Below are 14,327 nucleotides of genomic sequence, written 5' to 3' on the forward strand. Positions count from 1 at the left end.
AGATTAATTAGAAGTTAGTTCTGAGCAGGCTGAACAAATCCCAAGGTTAAGCTATCTTTAGCTAGGAAGTGGTGTAGATGGTAAGCTCTTTCTTCAGTTTTCAACAGAATTTTTTCATAGAGATAGCGTGTACCGCGATCTCCCAAGCTTTCAGCCTGAGCCGCTTGGCGACGAATAACATTGATAATAGCCTGTTCTGCTACTAGGTCATTTTCTACCATTTTACGGGAAGAATATACGCCATCAGATTCTTGTTCAAAACAGGTTAGTTCTGCTAACTTGCTGAAAGAAGCAGCCGGTACACCACCCAATCCATTCAAGCGCTCGCCAATTTCATGAACGTGGTCTTGAACTTCATTGTAGCTTTCATTGAAAAATTCATGCAGTGAGTAAAATTCTGCACCTTCAACTACAAAATGATGTTTTTGGTACTGTAAATAAAGTGCTTGAAAACTAGCTAGAAGAACATTTAGTCCTTCTGTAACTGGAGCAGTTACACTGTGATCCAGTAGTACTGGATTGTCGTAAACCTGACCAAAATTTTGTAACAAAGTTTGTGTATCAGCCATTGTTCTCCTCGCTTTTGGGCAGTTATGTTTGCTAACTGCTTAGTTCCTACATATTAACATCTGAAAAATTAAAACAGGTCTAATCAATACCACAAATTTCTGAATTTTTTGTTACCAAAATGCCAATCTTTAGCTTTTAGTCCGATGAATTTATACTCATTTTTTAATGTTTAGTGATTACTCTTATTGAAATAAGTTCTAAACATTATGAAGCTATTTCATCTCCTCTGTGCCTTGCTAGTCGGCAAAAGAGGTCTGATTAATCATAGAGTGGCTGGAAATTACATCCAAATAAAACAGAAAAATTGTCATTTCTCAGACATCCCACTCTACACTCCGAAAGTGAGATACTCAGGAAAGATTATCAAAAACTTTTTCCTGTCAATAGTCCAGTAGGGTGCATTACAGCTGTGTAAAGATTTGGAGGTGTGAGCAAACGATATATAGCCGTAACGCACCTTATGATAAGTAGGTCGGCGTAAATAATTATTGTTGGAATAAGGCAGGGGGCAGGGGGCAGGGAGCAGGGGGAGAAAGAGTTTGAGCTTTATTTACTTTTCTTCACATAGTTTGGTTTTATTGCACCGACTTACTTAGTTGTGCGTTAAGCGTTACTTTTTATTGCTAATAGTGCTAATGAGGTTATCGTAAGATTTGCTCAATCATCCGGTTGGCTTGGGAGGTGTAACCACCGCCAAATAAATTGAAGTGATTGAGAATGTGATAGAGGTTATAGATTGTTTTTCTTCCTTCATAGCCTGCATCTAGAGGAAACTCTTGGTTATAACCCTTGTAAAAAGCTGCTGGGAAACCACCAAAAAGTTCTGTCATGGCGATATCAACTTCTCTATCGCCAAAATAAGTTGCTGGATCAAATATGACTGGTTCTCCCGATACTGTACACCCAGCATTTCCACCCCATAAATCGCCGTGTACTAAGGAGGGTTGGACTTCGTGTTCTGCTAAAAGTTCTGGAAGCGCTGCTAATAACTCATCTTGTTTAGGAAAACTACCACCCCGTCGCCTGGCTAACTGAAATTGATAACCAAGGCGATGTTGAGCATAAAATTCTGTCCAATCTGCTTTCCATGTATTGATTTGGGGTGTGGAACCAATGGTGTTATTGATGTCCCAGCCGTAACCTTGCTGGTTGGTGGCTTTGTGCATCTTCGCCAATTTGCGTCCCATCTGTTCCCAGGAAGTTGTGTTACCGCTTCCCATTTCTAGCCATTCTAGGACAATGTAGCCAGAATTATCAGCCGTTCCCCAACAAATTGGTTTGGGGACACGGATGCTATTTGTCGCCAACATTTGCTTTAATCCCAAGGCTTCCGCCTCAAACATGGCTACTTGAGATGCTTGGTTGAGTTTGACGAAGTATGTCAGCGTACCATCAGAGACAGCATAGCCTTGGTTAATACAGCCACCACTAACTGATCGCCTCTGTTGAGTCTGAAATTTTTCGCCAGTCACCCGGCTAATTTGGGTATCTATTTCAGTCCACATCTTGTAATTTTGAATTTGAGATTTGGTATTGGTAATTTACGCCTAATGTGAATTAGGAATAACAACTCATTACTCATCACTCATTACTCATTTAAGACGGTTTCAGTACGACTACGCCATAGGCTTCTGGACAGAGATACTGGTGAGCAGCTAAGAGTAAATCTGGTGCTTCTTGGGTTTGAATGTGGGCTGGGTAGTTAAATGCTGGTTCTAAATCCCCTACTAAGGATTGATAGAAACCATATAAGCCGGCGCGATCGCTTGGTGTTTCGTTACCGAAAATAAATCTGTTGGCTACACGCTTGCGTACACGGGCGATTTCTTTTTCTGTTACCAACTCTGTTTGTAATTTACGGATATGTTGAGCGATCGCTTCTTCTACTGCTGGTAAGTCTTCCACCGCACACTTAGCGGAAATATAAAACGTCCCTTGTAGGCGATTACTCATGTTGCTGACAGAAATTGAAGTTACCAGCCCCCGTTCTTCCCGTAAGTCTTGGACTAACCTTGATGTCCTTCCATGTCCCAAAATACCCGCTAAAACATCCAAGCCGTAAGTCTGTTCTAGCTGGTTCAATCCGGGAACTCGCCAAACCATTACCAGCCTTGCTTGCTGGAGACTTTCATCCACAAATTCCCGCCGCACAATTTCTGTAAATGCAGGTTCGGGAATAATAGTTGACTGTTGACTATTGACTGTTGAGTTTTGACGCTGAATAACTTGTGTAAATCCTTCAACAATAGTTTCAATTAATTCTTCTTCTGGCAAATTCCCTACAGCTACAGCCGTAATTGACTGGGGTTGATACCAAGTGGCGTGAAAATCTCGCATCTGTTGGGCTGTGAGTTGGGAAATTACCGATTCTGGCCCCAATACCGGACGGCGATAGGGTAACTCGGCAAATGCTGTTTCCATCGCTCGCCGGAAGGTGCGCCGACGGGGATTATCTCCAGAACGTTTGATTTCTTCTAGAACTACTAAACGCTCACGTTCAAAAGCTTCATCAGGAATACTGGCATTTAAAACTACATCTATTTGTAGTGGCGCTAACTTAGCAAAATCTTGAGGAGCAGTATTTATATAGTAATGTGTATAGTCTTGACTGGTAGCGGCGTTAGTCACAGCGCCACGCTCTTCTATATGACGTTCAAACTCACCACTGGCTAATCTCTCTGTTCCTTTAAAAATCATGTGTTCGAGAAAATGAGCCATACCGTTAATTGCATCAGATTCTACAGATGAACCAACATTTAGCCACAAGCTAAGATTAACAGCTTCCACTGGCATTTGCTCCACTATGATAGTCAAGCCATTGGAGAGTGTATGTAGCTTTGGGGAATTAAGCCGGGGAAGTTTCCGCAGGGTTGAGGTCATTGTTTAGTGGGGAGTGAACTTAATCTCTTACTTCTCTATCTTAATGTTGCTCGAATCAAGCATAAGGTCTATTTACTGTTGTGTTAATTGGCAGTTTTTACCCATTATTCAGATATCACTTGGACACAGCCATAATTTTAGGCTTCTTCTTCGGCGATCGCCCCAATATCACAGCAATTAACTTGTAAAATTATGAGTAGTAATATTAATTTTTGTAAAGCTAATCTTAATGTCTAATATTTTTGTTGATCAAAGTAAACCCAGTGTAGTCGTTATTGGCGGGGGAATTGGTGGGTTGACGGCTGGCGCATTATTAGCCCATCGTGGTTACAGCGTGTTAATTCTAGACCAAGCGATCGTTCCTGGGGGTTGTGCTTCGACGTTTAAACGTCAAGGATTCACTTTTGACGTGGGTGCAACTCAGGTTGCAGGGTTAGAACCGGGGGGAATTCATCACCGGATATTTTCGGAACTGGAAATAGATTTACCCGACGCAACGCCTTGTGACCCTGCTTGTGCAGTGTATTTACCTGGAGAAAATACACCGATTAATGTCTGGCGTGATCAGGAGAAATGGCGAGAGGAACGCCAAAAGCAATTTCCGGGGAGTGAACCATTTTGGCAATTAATGGCGACTCTGTTTGATGCTAGTTGGGAATTTCAAGGACGTGACCCAGTTTTACCACCGCGTAATTTATGGGACTTGTGGCAGTTAACCCAAGCAGTTAGACCTAGTACCTTAGTTACTGTACCCTTCACATTATTTACGGTGGGTGATGCTTTAAGGTTGTGCGGGTTGGGAAATGACCGGCGACTGAGGACATTTTTAGATTTGCAACTCAAGTTGTATTCGCAAGTCAACGCCGAGGAAACAGCCTTACTTTATGCTGCAACTGCGTTGAGTGTGTCCCAATTACCCCAAGGATTATTTCACCTCCAAGGTAGTATGCAGGTATTGAGCGATCGCCTAGTTTCAGCTTTAGAACGAGACGGTGGTAAATTATTGATGCGCCATACTGTCGAACAGATCAAAGTAGAGAATGGCAAAGCTTCTGCTGTCGTCATTAGGAATCAGAAAACCGGCGAAGTTTGGACACAAGCGGCTGATCATATAGTTGCTAACGTCACTGTGCAGAACTTAGTGCAGTTATTGGGAGAAAAAGCCCCATCTGGTTACAAACAGCGTGTGGAAAAATTACCCCAAGCATCAGGGGCGTTTGTCGTCTATTTAGGTGTAGATGAGAGTGCGATTCCCAGCGAATGTCCTCCCCATTTACAGTTTTTGTATGATGCTGATGGTGTGATTGGTGAGAATAACTCTTTGTTTGTTTCTGTCAGTCATGCAGGCGATGGACGCGCACCAGAGGGGAAAGCCACAATCATCGCCTCATCCTTTGTAGACCCCGAACAGTGGTGGAGTACCCAAGATTACCCAGGATTAAAACAGAAGTATACACAAGAAGCGATCGCCAAATTAGCTCAATATTTTTATCTCAAACCAGAGACAATTGTTTATCAAGAAGCAGCCACACCACGCAGTTTTGCTCATTACACCGGACGCGATCGCGGTATAGTAGGTGGAATTGGTCAAAGAATCCCCACATTTGGCCCCTTTGGTTTTGCTAACCGTACACCCATTCACCATTTGTGGTTAGTTGGTGACTCCACCCATCCAGGAGAAGGAACAGCCGGGGTAAGCTACTCAGCACTAACTGTAGTGAGACAAATTCAGGCTGAATCTTAACACAGATAAGGATATATTTATCCTAAACTTACACTCTAGATAGCGCATAACTAAGTATCTAATTGTGTAAACATCTACACTAGGCTGGATAGATGAATTACGAGACAGCTCACAAACTCCTGGTAGGCCAGACAATAGCAAGTGAGGAAAACCCAGATGCCTTGTTGATGCGAATGAAACATGGAAAACCACCAGTACCTGGTCAGATTACCTCAATTTTATTAGCGTTGAAAGTAGTGTTTGAGGCACTAAAAGATTCCCCCAGTCTAGACAGGGAACTAGTTTTTGCCCTTTATCAGTTAACGATTAAAGCTCAACAGCTATTTGTAGCAGGACGTAGAGCCGGCGTAGATTGGCCGCCACTACTCAAAGAAGATTTGCTGCGAATAGCTTTAGCCACCGAAAGTATTTTTTCTGGTGTTTGGCAAACCCTACCACCTGGAAGTTTTTAGAATAGGCATTCTCTAGAAAATCTAGACACGGTGGCAATTTTCTCTCATGATATCCGCAGGGACTATTGCAAACAAGATGAACACAATCACTACTCCACCACACAAAATTATCGGTGTTGCTGTAATTTGGAATGACCAACAGCAAATATTAATAGACCGTCGTCGTCCAGAGGGAGTGATGGGGGGTTTGTGGGAATTTCCTGGGGGAAAAATTGAACCAGGGGAAACGGTGGAAGAGTGTATTCAACGAGAGATTTATGAAGAACTGGGTATATATATTGAAGTGGGAGAACTTCTCATAACTATTGATCACACTTATACTCATTTGCGTGTTACTTTGACGGTGCATCATTGTCGTTTGCTTAAAGGCATTCCTCAGCCTTTAGAGTGTGATGAAGTTCGCTGGGTGAATTTGGATGAGTTAGAACAGTTTACATTTCCTGAAGCAAATACTGAGATCATTGCTGCATTGAAGGGAGTGGAGAGAAGAAGCAGGGGAGCAGAGGGAAAAAAATCATAACTATTGACAAGTACCGTAACAATCTATTAACCAAATTCAGTAGAGTCCCTGAATTTTCTACAATAATCCCAGAGACTTTGTAAAAGAATGTCAGCAAACCAATGTCTAAAACCGTTGCCGATGTGATGAGTCAGAACCCAATTGTCGTCAAACCAGAAACGCCACTACAGGAAGCTATCAAAATTCTGGCAGAACGACGTATTAGTGGTCTACCTGTTGTGGATGATGTCGGTAAATTGTTGGGCATTATCTCAGAGACAGATTTAATGTGGCAAGAAACTGGTGTGACTCCTCCTGCATACATCATGTTTCTAGATAGTGTCATTTATTTACAGAATCCTGCTGTTTATGAACGCGACTTGCACAAAGCGTTGGGACAAACTGTAGGCGAAGTGATGAGTAAAAACCCTGTCACCATTTCCCCGGAAAAGTCTGTAAAACAAGCGGCTCAATTAATGCACGATCGCAATGTCCATCGCTTACCAGTATTAGATGATGCGGATCAAGTCATTGGTATCCTCACCCGTGGTGATATTATCCGGGCAATGGCGGCTAGTTAGTCAACAGTTAATGGTCTTGGACTATTGACTTTGGACTACAAAACTTTTTAAACCCTTTGTAAATTAGGATAATTAAATGAGTATTACTCCTGAGTCTGTAAGAGAATCACTCAATTCTGAAGATTTGGGCGATCGCTTGCGTGCTGTAAATCAAATTCGGGAATTAGAAAGAGCGATCGCTTTTGAACTAATTCAAATTGCGGCTACTGATAGTAATTCCCGTGTTAGGTACTCAGCAGTAAGTCAGTTTGATACACTCGGTACTCAGGATTTGGATTTATCCTTAAAGATATTACGCGGTTTATTAAGTGACCCAGAAGCTGATGTGCAAGCCGCCGCCGCAGATTGTCTGGGTGCTTTGAAATTACACGCTGCTTTTGAAGACTTACAGCAGCTTTATCACAACACTTCTGAATGGTTGGTGCAATTCAGTATTATTGCTGCATTGGGAGAATTGGGAGACCCGCGATCGTTTGAACTACTAAAAGAAGCACTAGCTTCAGATGTAGAATTAGTCCAAACTGCTGCTATTAGTTCTCTTGGTGAGTTGGGAGATGTGCAAGCGGTTCCTCTGCTAGTTCCTTACGCCAGCAGTTCCGATTGGCAGATTCGTTATCGAGTTGCACAAGCTTTAGCGCGTTTAGGTGGTGCAGAGGCTAAATCTGTGTTAGCAACTCTGGTGAATGATGAAGTTGAAGCGATCGCCCTTGAAGCCAAACAATCTTTACAATCAGCTTAGAGTTATTCTTTATCTCAGCCAGTAATCCCAATTTCAACAATCTTGGCAACACATGAATGACTTGTAATAGTCAATGAAACTAAGATCCTACCAAGGTTTCTGTCGTCCTCTTTTTTTAAATTAGTATCACTTCAGAAATCAAAGCAGACTGTTATATGAAGTTAAAAAAGACTTGGATAGTTTATCCAAGTCTTTTTTCGTTGCCAATGAGAGACTGTCATCTACAACCATTACTGGATAAGAGTTTTCAATCATATTAATGATGAACAACTACTTATATATGTATCACAAAATATTCATTTGTCTCAGTAATACTTGTTTAATTAAAAAGATTATTTATAACTTTATTGCATATTTATTCCTAAATTACGTGGTTTTACCGCAATTTATATATTGCGTGATTTCACCCTGGCTAATTATCAATAATAAAGAGCAATATTAAACAAATTTCACATTTTCTTTTTGTTAAGAACTGGATTTTTTTAAATTTCATGGGTGTGATTTACCCAATTATCTTGACCATTTCACCAAGGGATATTTATGTCGCTAGATAAAGCAGGTAACACATTAAATACAGCTAGAAGTTTAAACATAACTTCTAATATTCAGACTTTTTCAGACTGGGTAGGTTCATCAGATTTCAATGATGTTTATAGTTTTAATCTAACTGCTCGCAGTAGTATCAATATCGCAGTTGATGGTTTGAGTGCCAACGCAGATTTACAGCTAATTAGAGATAAAAACAGCAATGGTTTGATTGACTATGGTGATGTTATAGCTAGTTCTTCTAAAAGTGGAACTCTCAGCGAATCAATTAACAAGGCTTTAGATGCGGGAAATTATTTCATCCGGGTCTACGCAAAAAGTGGTGACACTAACTACGACCTGAAAGTATTTCAAAACTTCGCTCCCAGCGCACTCAATTTTCAACTTAATAACACTGACCTAAACACAACAGATACTATCTCCATCAACAGTGGCTGGGTGTCGGATGGAAATAGTGTGAGCGATCTTTCCAGGGTAGATTTCCGCATCATCAAACCAGATGGAAAGTACTTAGATGTAGCTGATGCTATTACATTTACCGCCGATATTAGCAATCCAAATAAAGCCTATTTCGGTTACAGCTTATCCCTTACCGATTTGAATCTAGAGGCTGGTAAATATACTCTTGAGGGCAAAGCTTACGATAAAACTGGTGCTGGGAGCAACACAGTAAAACGCACATTTACACTAACAAATACACTTGCGGCGCAAGATTGGTTTAGTCAAAATCTACTCGACCAAGAAATCATTACACTGGCGAGAACCTTAGCATCTGACGGTAATTTAAATCGTCAAGATATGCTGGACATCTTCAGAAATGCTCAAGATAATTCAGTCATCAACGCTAACGAGGTAAAAGACCTCAGAGCTTTAGTCGCTGCAAGCACTCCTTTTAGCATGGACGAGCCTGTGAAATGGCTCTCGACACAGGTTGCTAATGGTGCGTCTGTAGACATGAGTGCTAGTAATTTTGAGTCTAGTTTAGTCGGTCGCTGGTTCTTAGGCACAATAGCACCAACACCAGTCTTTAATGGTAAGAATCTCACCTACACAGTAGTCACAGGTAATCTATTTGGTAGTGCGAACGAAGCGCGAATCGGGGATATTGACCAAGGTGTATTAGGTGATTGTGCATTCTTAGCTGCTTTGGGTGCTACCTTTGGTCGTCAGTCTAACGATGTAGGTAATGCTTCTAGTTCTGTAATTAATAGCATGATTACCGACAACGGCGATAACACCTACACCATGCGCTTTTACTCAAATGGTGAAGCAGAATATGTGACAGTTGACCGTCGCATCGCTACCAGTGTAGCTGCTAAAAGAAACAATGGTATTCTTTGGGTAGCTTTAGTGGAAAAAGCTTATGCTCAATGGCTCGAATGGAAAGAGAACACACCCGGATATAACCGCATTGGGAATGGGGACTCTCTCTCCCGTCCGATGAGATTTATCACAGGACAGCAGACCTTTACTATGCTTCCTACCAACATGAATATTTTTTCGATGCTCGATAGTTCTTTGGCAAGTGGTCAATCCATAACCGCAGCAAGAGTCGGTGCTGACACCAAATATATTGTTAGTAGCCATGCTTATTCAGTGACAAATGCCTATACCAGTACTAGTGGGGAACAACGAGTGGTAGTACGTAATCCTTGGGGGGTAGATGGTAAGACAATGAGTGGCGTTAACGATGGATTCATAGACTTATCCTATACTGAGTTTAGTCAGACTTTCAACTATGGAGTTAGTTTTGCTTATTCAGCCTAAATTCACTAGTAATAACTTTGTTAGAGTGCTAGACCTTTTTATCTTCTAGAATAACGTCATAGCAGTTCTACCTGATTTTGAGAATTGAAAACTTTATATCCCCGACTTCTTTGGCAAGTCGGGGATATTGTATTTCATGAATGATCTAGGATTGCTATAAACGATATATCTGTATCAATTTCAGTTCATAAACTTATCCACTAAACATTTGACTATATTTCTTAGCTCCCCCCAGTGAACGAGGTGGGATTTTAAGTGTAATAAAATAAAGTAAAAATGCTACCTATAATTTATATGTAAAAGCTTGATTATGCTTTAATAAATGTAAGTTTTAGAGGATTGTGCTTAGTATAATTTATGCCTATTTTAACATATTATAAAGCAGTAAAGCACCTCACACGTACCACCGATATTGATTATTTGCTTCACATTGTTACGCTATAGGATTAAAAATTATACCTTCCATCAATTTTTCAAGCATCCTCCAAAGGTGATAAGAAATACTCTAATCTAGGAAGAAAAATTATACTAAAGATATAGTTTATAACACTTAATAAAACTTCTATATACAACATTGACTGCTTTCTATGGATTCTCCATCAGAGCAGCACTTCTGTTTGAATATCAATTGAATGTATGGGTCTAAAGAGTAGGATAGATAACTATAATTAATATTTTTTCTGTGGAAAAAACTATACCACAGGAATTCACGCAAACTTAGTAGGTTCTTCATAGAAAACTTAATAACAACATGGGGTTTTTGTGTAATGATACTGAGGAGGTAGATTACATTAATAAATCTATAGACATCAACCTAGTACTGGCTCTTGTCATCTAATTAGGTGTTGTACGGTATGTACATAAAATTTTGATGTCTACAAGTGCCTGCGATTCATCAACAGAGTATGTACTACTCAGTTTGAAATCGTCCTTTGCATAAGACATCCACAAAATACTTACATGGTGAACAAAATGAAAACTTTCAATAACGTAGGTCGCGGAATAGCTTTAGCTACCAGCACTTTGGCTTTAGGTTCTGCCTTAGCTGTATCATCTAACATTTCATCTGCTCAAGCAGCAGTAATTGGTACCTTCAACGGTACTGGTACAGCTCTGATTGGCAATCTCACTGAGGCTTCACCCGTTACAGATACAATTTCATTTACCGGACCTTTCTCTCTTGACCCAACAAATAGTGGTATATTTGCTGGTCTGGGTATTGTCAGCATCAATACCATTAACGTAGACACTCCAACTTTCATAGCCAACGTTCCTGGCATAGGAAGCCTCACCAGCTATGTAGCTAATGGTGTTGGCACTCCACTGATTAATTTCACCGGTGGTTACAGCTTCGTAGCTACTGAACCTTTCGCTGCTTTGAGAACATTTAACCCCGCAGCTCCCGGTGGTACTAACGTGGGTTACTCATTTGATTTGGTGGGTCAATTGTTTAATGGGGCTGGTGAATTCGTAACATCAGGACTTTTAACTGCCAATGAAATCAATAATCCTGATCCCGAAAGAGGTAGCTTCTCCTTATCATTGACCGCTATCGAAGCAGAAAGAGTACCCGAACCTACAACCACAGTTGGATTGGCTGCTTTAGGATTGGGCGCGTTCTTCACCAACAACTTGGCTAAAAAGAAGAAAGCAAAAGTAAACGCTTAATAGAAGCTGTTTATTGAAACCATAGTCTTTTAACTTTCAGTGATTATGGTACCCATTATTCACTTTTGCAAGACACACTGACAGTGTGAGAAAGTTGCTTAAAATTATAAAACCCCTAAGATTTTTCATAATCATAGGGGTTTATTCATTTCTGGTAGTTTTAGATTGCTCTACTAAGAAGTACAAGCAAAGCCAATCTGATATTCAAGCTTCGGTAAACTTTTTATACATTTTCTGAGGACGTTACATTTTATATTACATTTAGTATTCCTGATATTTACTAGTATCGACAGTATCAGAATCGTCCTCAGATTTAAATGGTAAATAAAATGAAAGATTTCCAGAACATAGGCCGAGGCTTAGAATTAGCTACCAGCACTTTGGTTTTAGGCTTTGCCTTAGCTGTATCATCAAACATCCCATCTGCCCCAGCAGCAGTAATAGGTATATTTAACAGCAGTGGTACTGCTCTGATCAGCAATCTCACTGTTGCCTCACCTCTAACAGATGTAATTTCATTTACTGCTCCTTTTACTACTAATTCGGCAAGTGGTATATTTAATGGTCTGTCAATTAGTTCCATCTCTAAAATCAATGTAGATTCGCCAACCGTATTAGGCACAATTCCTGGTATTGGAACACTCACAACCTATACAGCTAAAGCTTCTGACTCACAATTTATTACTTTTAATGATGGTTCAAGTTTCGTTGTTGAAAATCCTTTTGCTGCTCTAAGAACATTTAACTCTGCGGCTCTTGGTGGTAACAATGTAGGATATTCATTTGATATGGCAGGTAACGTTTTCAATGCGTCTGGCTCATTCATCAGATCAGGAATTCTTACTGCAAATGAAATCAACAACCCTGATCTAGAAAGAGGTAGCTTCTTTTTGACCCTGACTGGTATTTGTTGTACCCCAATACCTGAACCTACATCTACAGGCGCACTTGCAATTTTAGGATTGGGAGCTTTAGCTTTTTCACAAAAAGTAGTTTTGCGAAGAAAAAGCGAAAAGTAGAATATTAATAATATGTCCTATATTGTAACTAGCCAATAAAATTCCTGGTTACACAGAAATACTACTCATCAGCAGAGTTTAAAAATACTAGCGATCGCCTGATTTCCAACACAGCAGATTTGGATTATTTATTTTTAGTGTTTCCTCGTTTCTGCAATTTTTATGAACCAAATACTTGTGGCCAGGTTGTAAATAAGAATACTGCAACAGTAGCGATCGCTAAAATTCCTTGAATCAAATTTCCTACCAAAGTATCAAAAACAATACTGATACTAATCTTCACTGCTAGTTAAAATTTACATTTATTTATAAATATACTCACCTAATCGCATCTATTACAAATCTACATGATAGACTCGCGCATCATACCTTCCCTAAATGCCCGTCTAACCACAAGAGTAAATCAGCCAGACTAGTAAAATCTAACAGTGCTTCGCCCAGATTTTCTAATTGTTCTAGAGAGAGAGTTGCAATGCGATCGCTCGCATCCTGAGGTAATTCTCCCACCCGTCGTGTTAGTAGTCGGAGAACTAGCGATCGCTCTCGTTGTTCACCTATTTGTTCACCACGTCGTTCACCTATTTGTTCGCCCTCAGCCAGAATTTCTTGATAAATAACTGATTCGCGCATCATACCCTCCCGAAATAGTTGTCTAATCAAGTCCTTTTTATATTTTAACCCCGCCAATATTTGAGTATAAGCAGATATTTCCGGTCGTTTTGTTTCTTCAACTTGATTAACTTGCTGGACAACTTGTTGTAGTAATATTTGCGGCTGAGTTGTTGCTGTTAGTGGTGCTAATGGTAACAAAGCTGAATCATTGAGAAATAATTCTGGGTTTTCCTCCCACATCCGAATTACCCGATACTCATGACGTGTAGTTTCTACTGTAAAAGCAGTTTCAATGAATGTTTCTGGTGTGGGAGGAAGTAATAAGACAACAACTTGGGTGACTGGTAGACGGTATAACCGATACAACCTCACCCAATAATCCAGCATTCGTAGAGGTAATGGTGGTGTGGATTCGAGTTTAGTTTGAAATTCCAGATGGAGGATACGTCCTTGTAGTTGTAGGAATGTGACGTAATCAGCACGTATGGGTTCAATACTCAATTCCGTTTTGAGGACTTTGACTGTTGTTTGTGGCGTTCCTAAAACCCAACTAGCAAAGGTGACGGGATATTTTTCCGATAACAGCTTGCAGAGATTATCAAATGACATTGATGATAATTTTAATTACCAAATACTTGTGGCCAGGTTGTAAATAAGAATACTGCAACAGTAGCGATCGCTAAAATTCCTTGAATCAAATTTCCTACCAAAGTACCGACAATAATTCCCATACCGGCCTTAACTGCTAACCAAAATTTACGTTGGTAAATATACTCACCAATAATCGCTCCCAACAACGGCCCAAATAAAATTCCTAACAATGGCCCACCGAAAGGCAAAGCTGGCAATAATCCCAAAAATCCCAACACCAAACCAACAAATGCGCCAATTTGTCCCCACTTGCTAGCACCTGCTTGTTTTGCTCCCAAGTACCCAGCCAAGAAATCAACTCCAATACTCAAAATCAAAACAATCACTGTCACAATGAGGGGAATTTTAATGGCTGCGAAGGAACTACTAACAATTCCCCAAATGATCACGGCAATTAAAATTAAACTGGTTCCGGGGATGGCGGGAACTACAGAACCAATAACACCTACAATCATTAACGCAACTAGTAACCAATAAAGAATTTGCATAATTACGCCTAATGTGAATTAAGAAAAAAGGCGGGAGAAGTAAGAAGATGAAAGTTACCAGCTTCTCAAATCAAACTTCCCCCATGACTAGCATAAACTTTGGAACGCTAT

13 protein-coding genes and 1 pseudogene are annotated in these 14,327 nt (G+C 40.3%); 8 read left to right on the forward strand and 6 right to left on the reverse strand.

What is annotated here, in order from left to right:
* Window positions 1–14: 14 nt before the first annotated feature.
* The 3 genes from H6G18_RS20360 to H6G18_RS20370 form a co-directional block, all read right to left on the reverse strand.
* A complete protein-coding gene (locus tag H6G18_RS20360; RefSeq protein ID WP_190408920.1) occupies window positions 15–569 on the reverse strand; it encodes a DNA starvation/stress protection protein DpsA in 555 nt (184 codons plus the stop codon).
* Window positions 570–1,211: 642 nt separating this feature from the next.
* A complete protein-coding gene (locus H6G18_RS20365; RefSeq protein ID WP_190408921.1) occupies window positions 1,212–2,075 on the reverse strand; it encodes a fructosamine kinase family protein in 864 nt (287 codons plus the stop codon).
* 91 nt (window positions 2,076–2,166) lie between these two features.
* On the reverse strand, window positions 2,167–3,450 hold the full coding sequence (locus H6G18_RS20370; protein WP_190408922.1) for a M16 family metallopeptidase: 1,284 nt from the start codon (window positions 3,448–3,450) through the stop codon (window positions 2,167–2,169).
* Between the two features lie 229 nt (window positions 3,451–3,679).
* Here H6G18_RS20370 and crtD point away from each other — a divergent pair, with 229 nt between their 5' ends.
* The 8 genes from crtD (at window position 3,680) to H6G18_RS20410 (ending at window position 12,465) form a co-directional block, all read left to right on the forward strand.
* Window positions 3,680–5,194, forward strand: a complete 1,515-nt coding sequence (crtD, locus tag H6G18_RS20375; RefSeq protein WP_190408923.1) for a C-3',4' desaturase CrtD — start codon at window positions 3,680–3,682, stop codon at window positions 5,192–5,194.
* Between the two features lie 92 nt (window positions 5,195–5,286).
* Window positions 5,287–5,646, forward strand: a complete 360-nt coding sequence (locus H6G18_RS20380; RefSeq protein ID WP_190408924.1) for a Dethiobiotin synthetase — start codon at window positions 5,287–5,289, stop codon at window positions 5,644–5,646.
* Window positions 5,647–5,722: 76 nt separating this feature from the next.
* The gene (gene mutT / locus H6G18_RS20385) at window positions 5,723–6,166 is read left to right on the forward strand and encodes an 8-oxo-dGTP diphosphatase MutT (RefSeq protein WP_190408925.1); all 444 of its coding nucleotides are present in this window, start codon (window positions 5,723–5,725) and stop codon (window positions 6,164–6,166) included.
* A gap of 101 nt (window positions 6,167–6,267) precedes the next feature.
* Complete coding sequence (locus H6G18_RS20390; protein ID WP_190408926.1) at window positions 6,268–6,726, forward strand: CBS domain-containing protein; 459 nt, start codon at window positions 6,268–6,270, stop codon at window positions 6,724–6,726.
* 76 nt (window positions 6,727–6,802) lie between these two features.
* Window positions 6,803–7,465 (forward strand): phycobilisome degradation protein NblB, encoded by a 663-nt coding sequence (gene nblB / locus H6G18_RS20395; protein ID WP_190408927.1) that lies wholly within the window; start codon window positions 6,803–6,805, stop codon window positions 7,463–7,465.
* 540 nt (window positions 7,466–8,005) lie between these two features.
* Window positions 8,006–9,778, forward strand: coding sequence for a C2 family cysteine protease (locus tag H6G18_RS20400; protein WP_190408928.1), 1,773 nt, complete (start codon window positions 8,006–8,008; stop codon window positions 9,776–9,778).
* A 972-nt stretch (window positions 9,779–10,750) separates the two neighbouring features.
* Window positions 10,751–11,446, forward strand: a complete 696-nt coding sequence (locus H6G18_RS20405; protein WP_190408929.1) for a PEP-CTERM sorting domain-containing protein — start codon at window positions 10,751–10,753, stop codon at window positions 11,444–11,446.
* Between the two features lie 329 nt (window positions 11,447–11,775).
* Window positions 11,776–12,465: a PEP-CTERM sorting domain-containing protein gene (locus H6G18_RS20410; RefSeq protein ID WP_190408930.1), complete on the forward strand. Its 690-nt coding sequence runs from the start codon at window positions 11,776–11,778 to the stop codon at window positions 12,463–12,465.
* Between the two features lie 160 nt (window positions 12,466–12,625).
* On the opposite strand, the pseudogene H6G18_RS20415 reads toward H6G18_RS20410, so the two are convergent.
* The 3 genes and pseudogenes from H6G18_RS20415 to H6G18_RS20425 form a co-directional block, all read right to left on the reverse strand.
* Window positions 12,626–12,754: pseudogene (locus tag H6G18_RS20415) on the reverse strand (DUF456 domain-containing protein); the annotation flags it as partial.
* A 74-nt stretch (window positions 12,755–12,828) separates the two neighbouring features.
* Window positions 12,829–13,686: a DUF4351 domain-containing protein gene (locus tag H6G18_RS20420; protein WP_190408931.1), complete on the reverse strand. Its 858-nt coding sequence runs from the start codon at window positions 13,684–13,686 to the stop codon at window positions 12,829–12,831.
* A gap of 11 nt (window positions 13,687–13,697) precedes the next feature.
* Window positions 13,698–14,216, reverse strand: coding sequence for a DUF456 domain-containing protein (locus H6G18_RS20425; RefSeq protein ID WP_190408932.1), 519 nt, complete (start codon window positions 14,214–14,216; stop codon window positions 13,698–13,700).
* Window positions 14,217–14,327 lie beyond the last annotated feature (111 nt).

The organism is Anabaena subtropica FACHB-260, from assembly GCF_014697105.1.
Classification (GTDB): Bacteria; Cyanobacteriota; Cyanobacteriia; order Cyanobacteriales; family Nostocaceae; genus Trichormus; species Trichormus subtropicus.

Bases quoted from the DNA above. Each gene is read 5' to 3' on its own strand.
- H6G18_RS20390 (WP_190408926.1), top strand. From the start codon at position 6,268: ATGTCTAAAACCGTTGCCGATGTGATGAGTCAGAACCCAATTGTCGTC.
- nblB (WP_190408927.1), top strand. From the start codon at position 6,803: ATGAGTATTACTCCTGAGTCTGTAAGAGAATCACTCAATTCTGAAGAT.
- mutT (WP_190408925.1), top strand. From the start codon at position 5,723: ATGAACACAATCACTACTCCACCACACAAAATTATCGGTGTTGCTGTA.
- crtD (WP_190408923.1), top strand. From the start codon at position 3,680: ATGTCTAATATTTTTGTTGATCAAAGTAAACCCAGTGTAGTCGTTATT.
- H6G18_RS20405 (WP_190408929.1), top strand. From the start codon at position 10,751: ATGAAAACTTTCAATAACGTAGGTCGCGGAATAGCTTTAGCTACCAGC.
- H6G18_RS20360 (WP_190408920.1), bottom strand. From the start codon at position 569: ATGGCTGATACACAAACTTTGTTACAAAATTTTGGTCAGGTTTACGAC.
- H6G18_RS20370 (WP_190408922.1), bottom strand. From the start codon at position 3,450: ATGACCTCAACCCTGCGGAAACTTCCCCGGCTTAATTCCCCAAAGCTA.
- H6G18_RS20400 (WP_190408928.1), top strand. From the start codon at position 8,006: ATGTCGCTAGATAAAGCAGGTAACACATTAAATACAGCTAGAAGTTTA.
- H6G18_RS20420 (WP_190408931.1), bottom strand. From the start codon at position 13,686: ATGTCATTTGATAATCTCTGCAAGCTGTTATCGGAAAAATATCCCGTC.
- H6G18_RS20410 (WP_190408930.1), top strand. From the start codon at position 11,776: ATGAAAGATTTCCAGAACATAGGCCGAGGCTTAGAATTAGCTACCAGC.
- H6G18_RS20425 (WP_190408932.1), bottom strand. From the start codon at position 14,216: ATGCAAATTCTTTATTGGTTACTAGTTGCGTTAATGATTGTAGGTGTT.
- H6G18_RS20380 (WP_190408924.1), top strand. From the start codon at position 5,287: ATGAATTACGAGACAGCTCACAAACTCCTGGTAGGCCAGACAATAGCA.
- H6G18_RS20365 (WP_190408921.1), bottom strand. From the start codon at position 2,075: ATGTGGACTGAAATAGATACCCAAATTAGCCGGGTGACTGGCGAAAAA.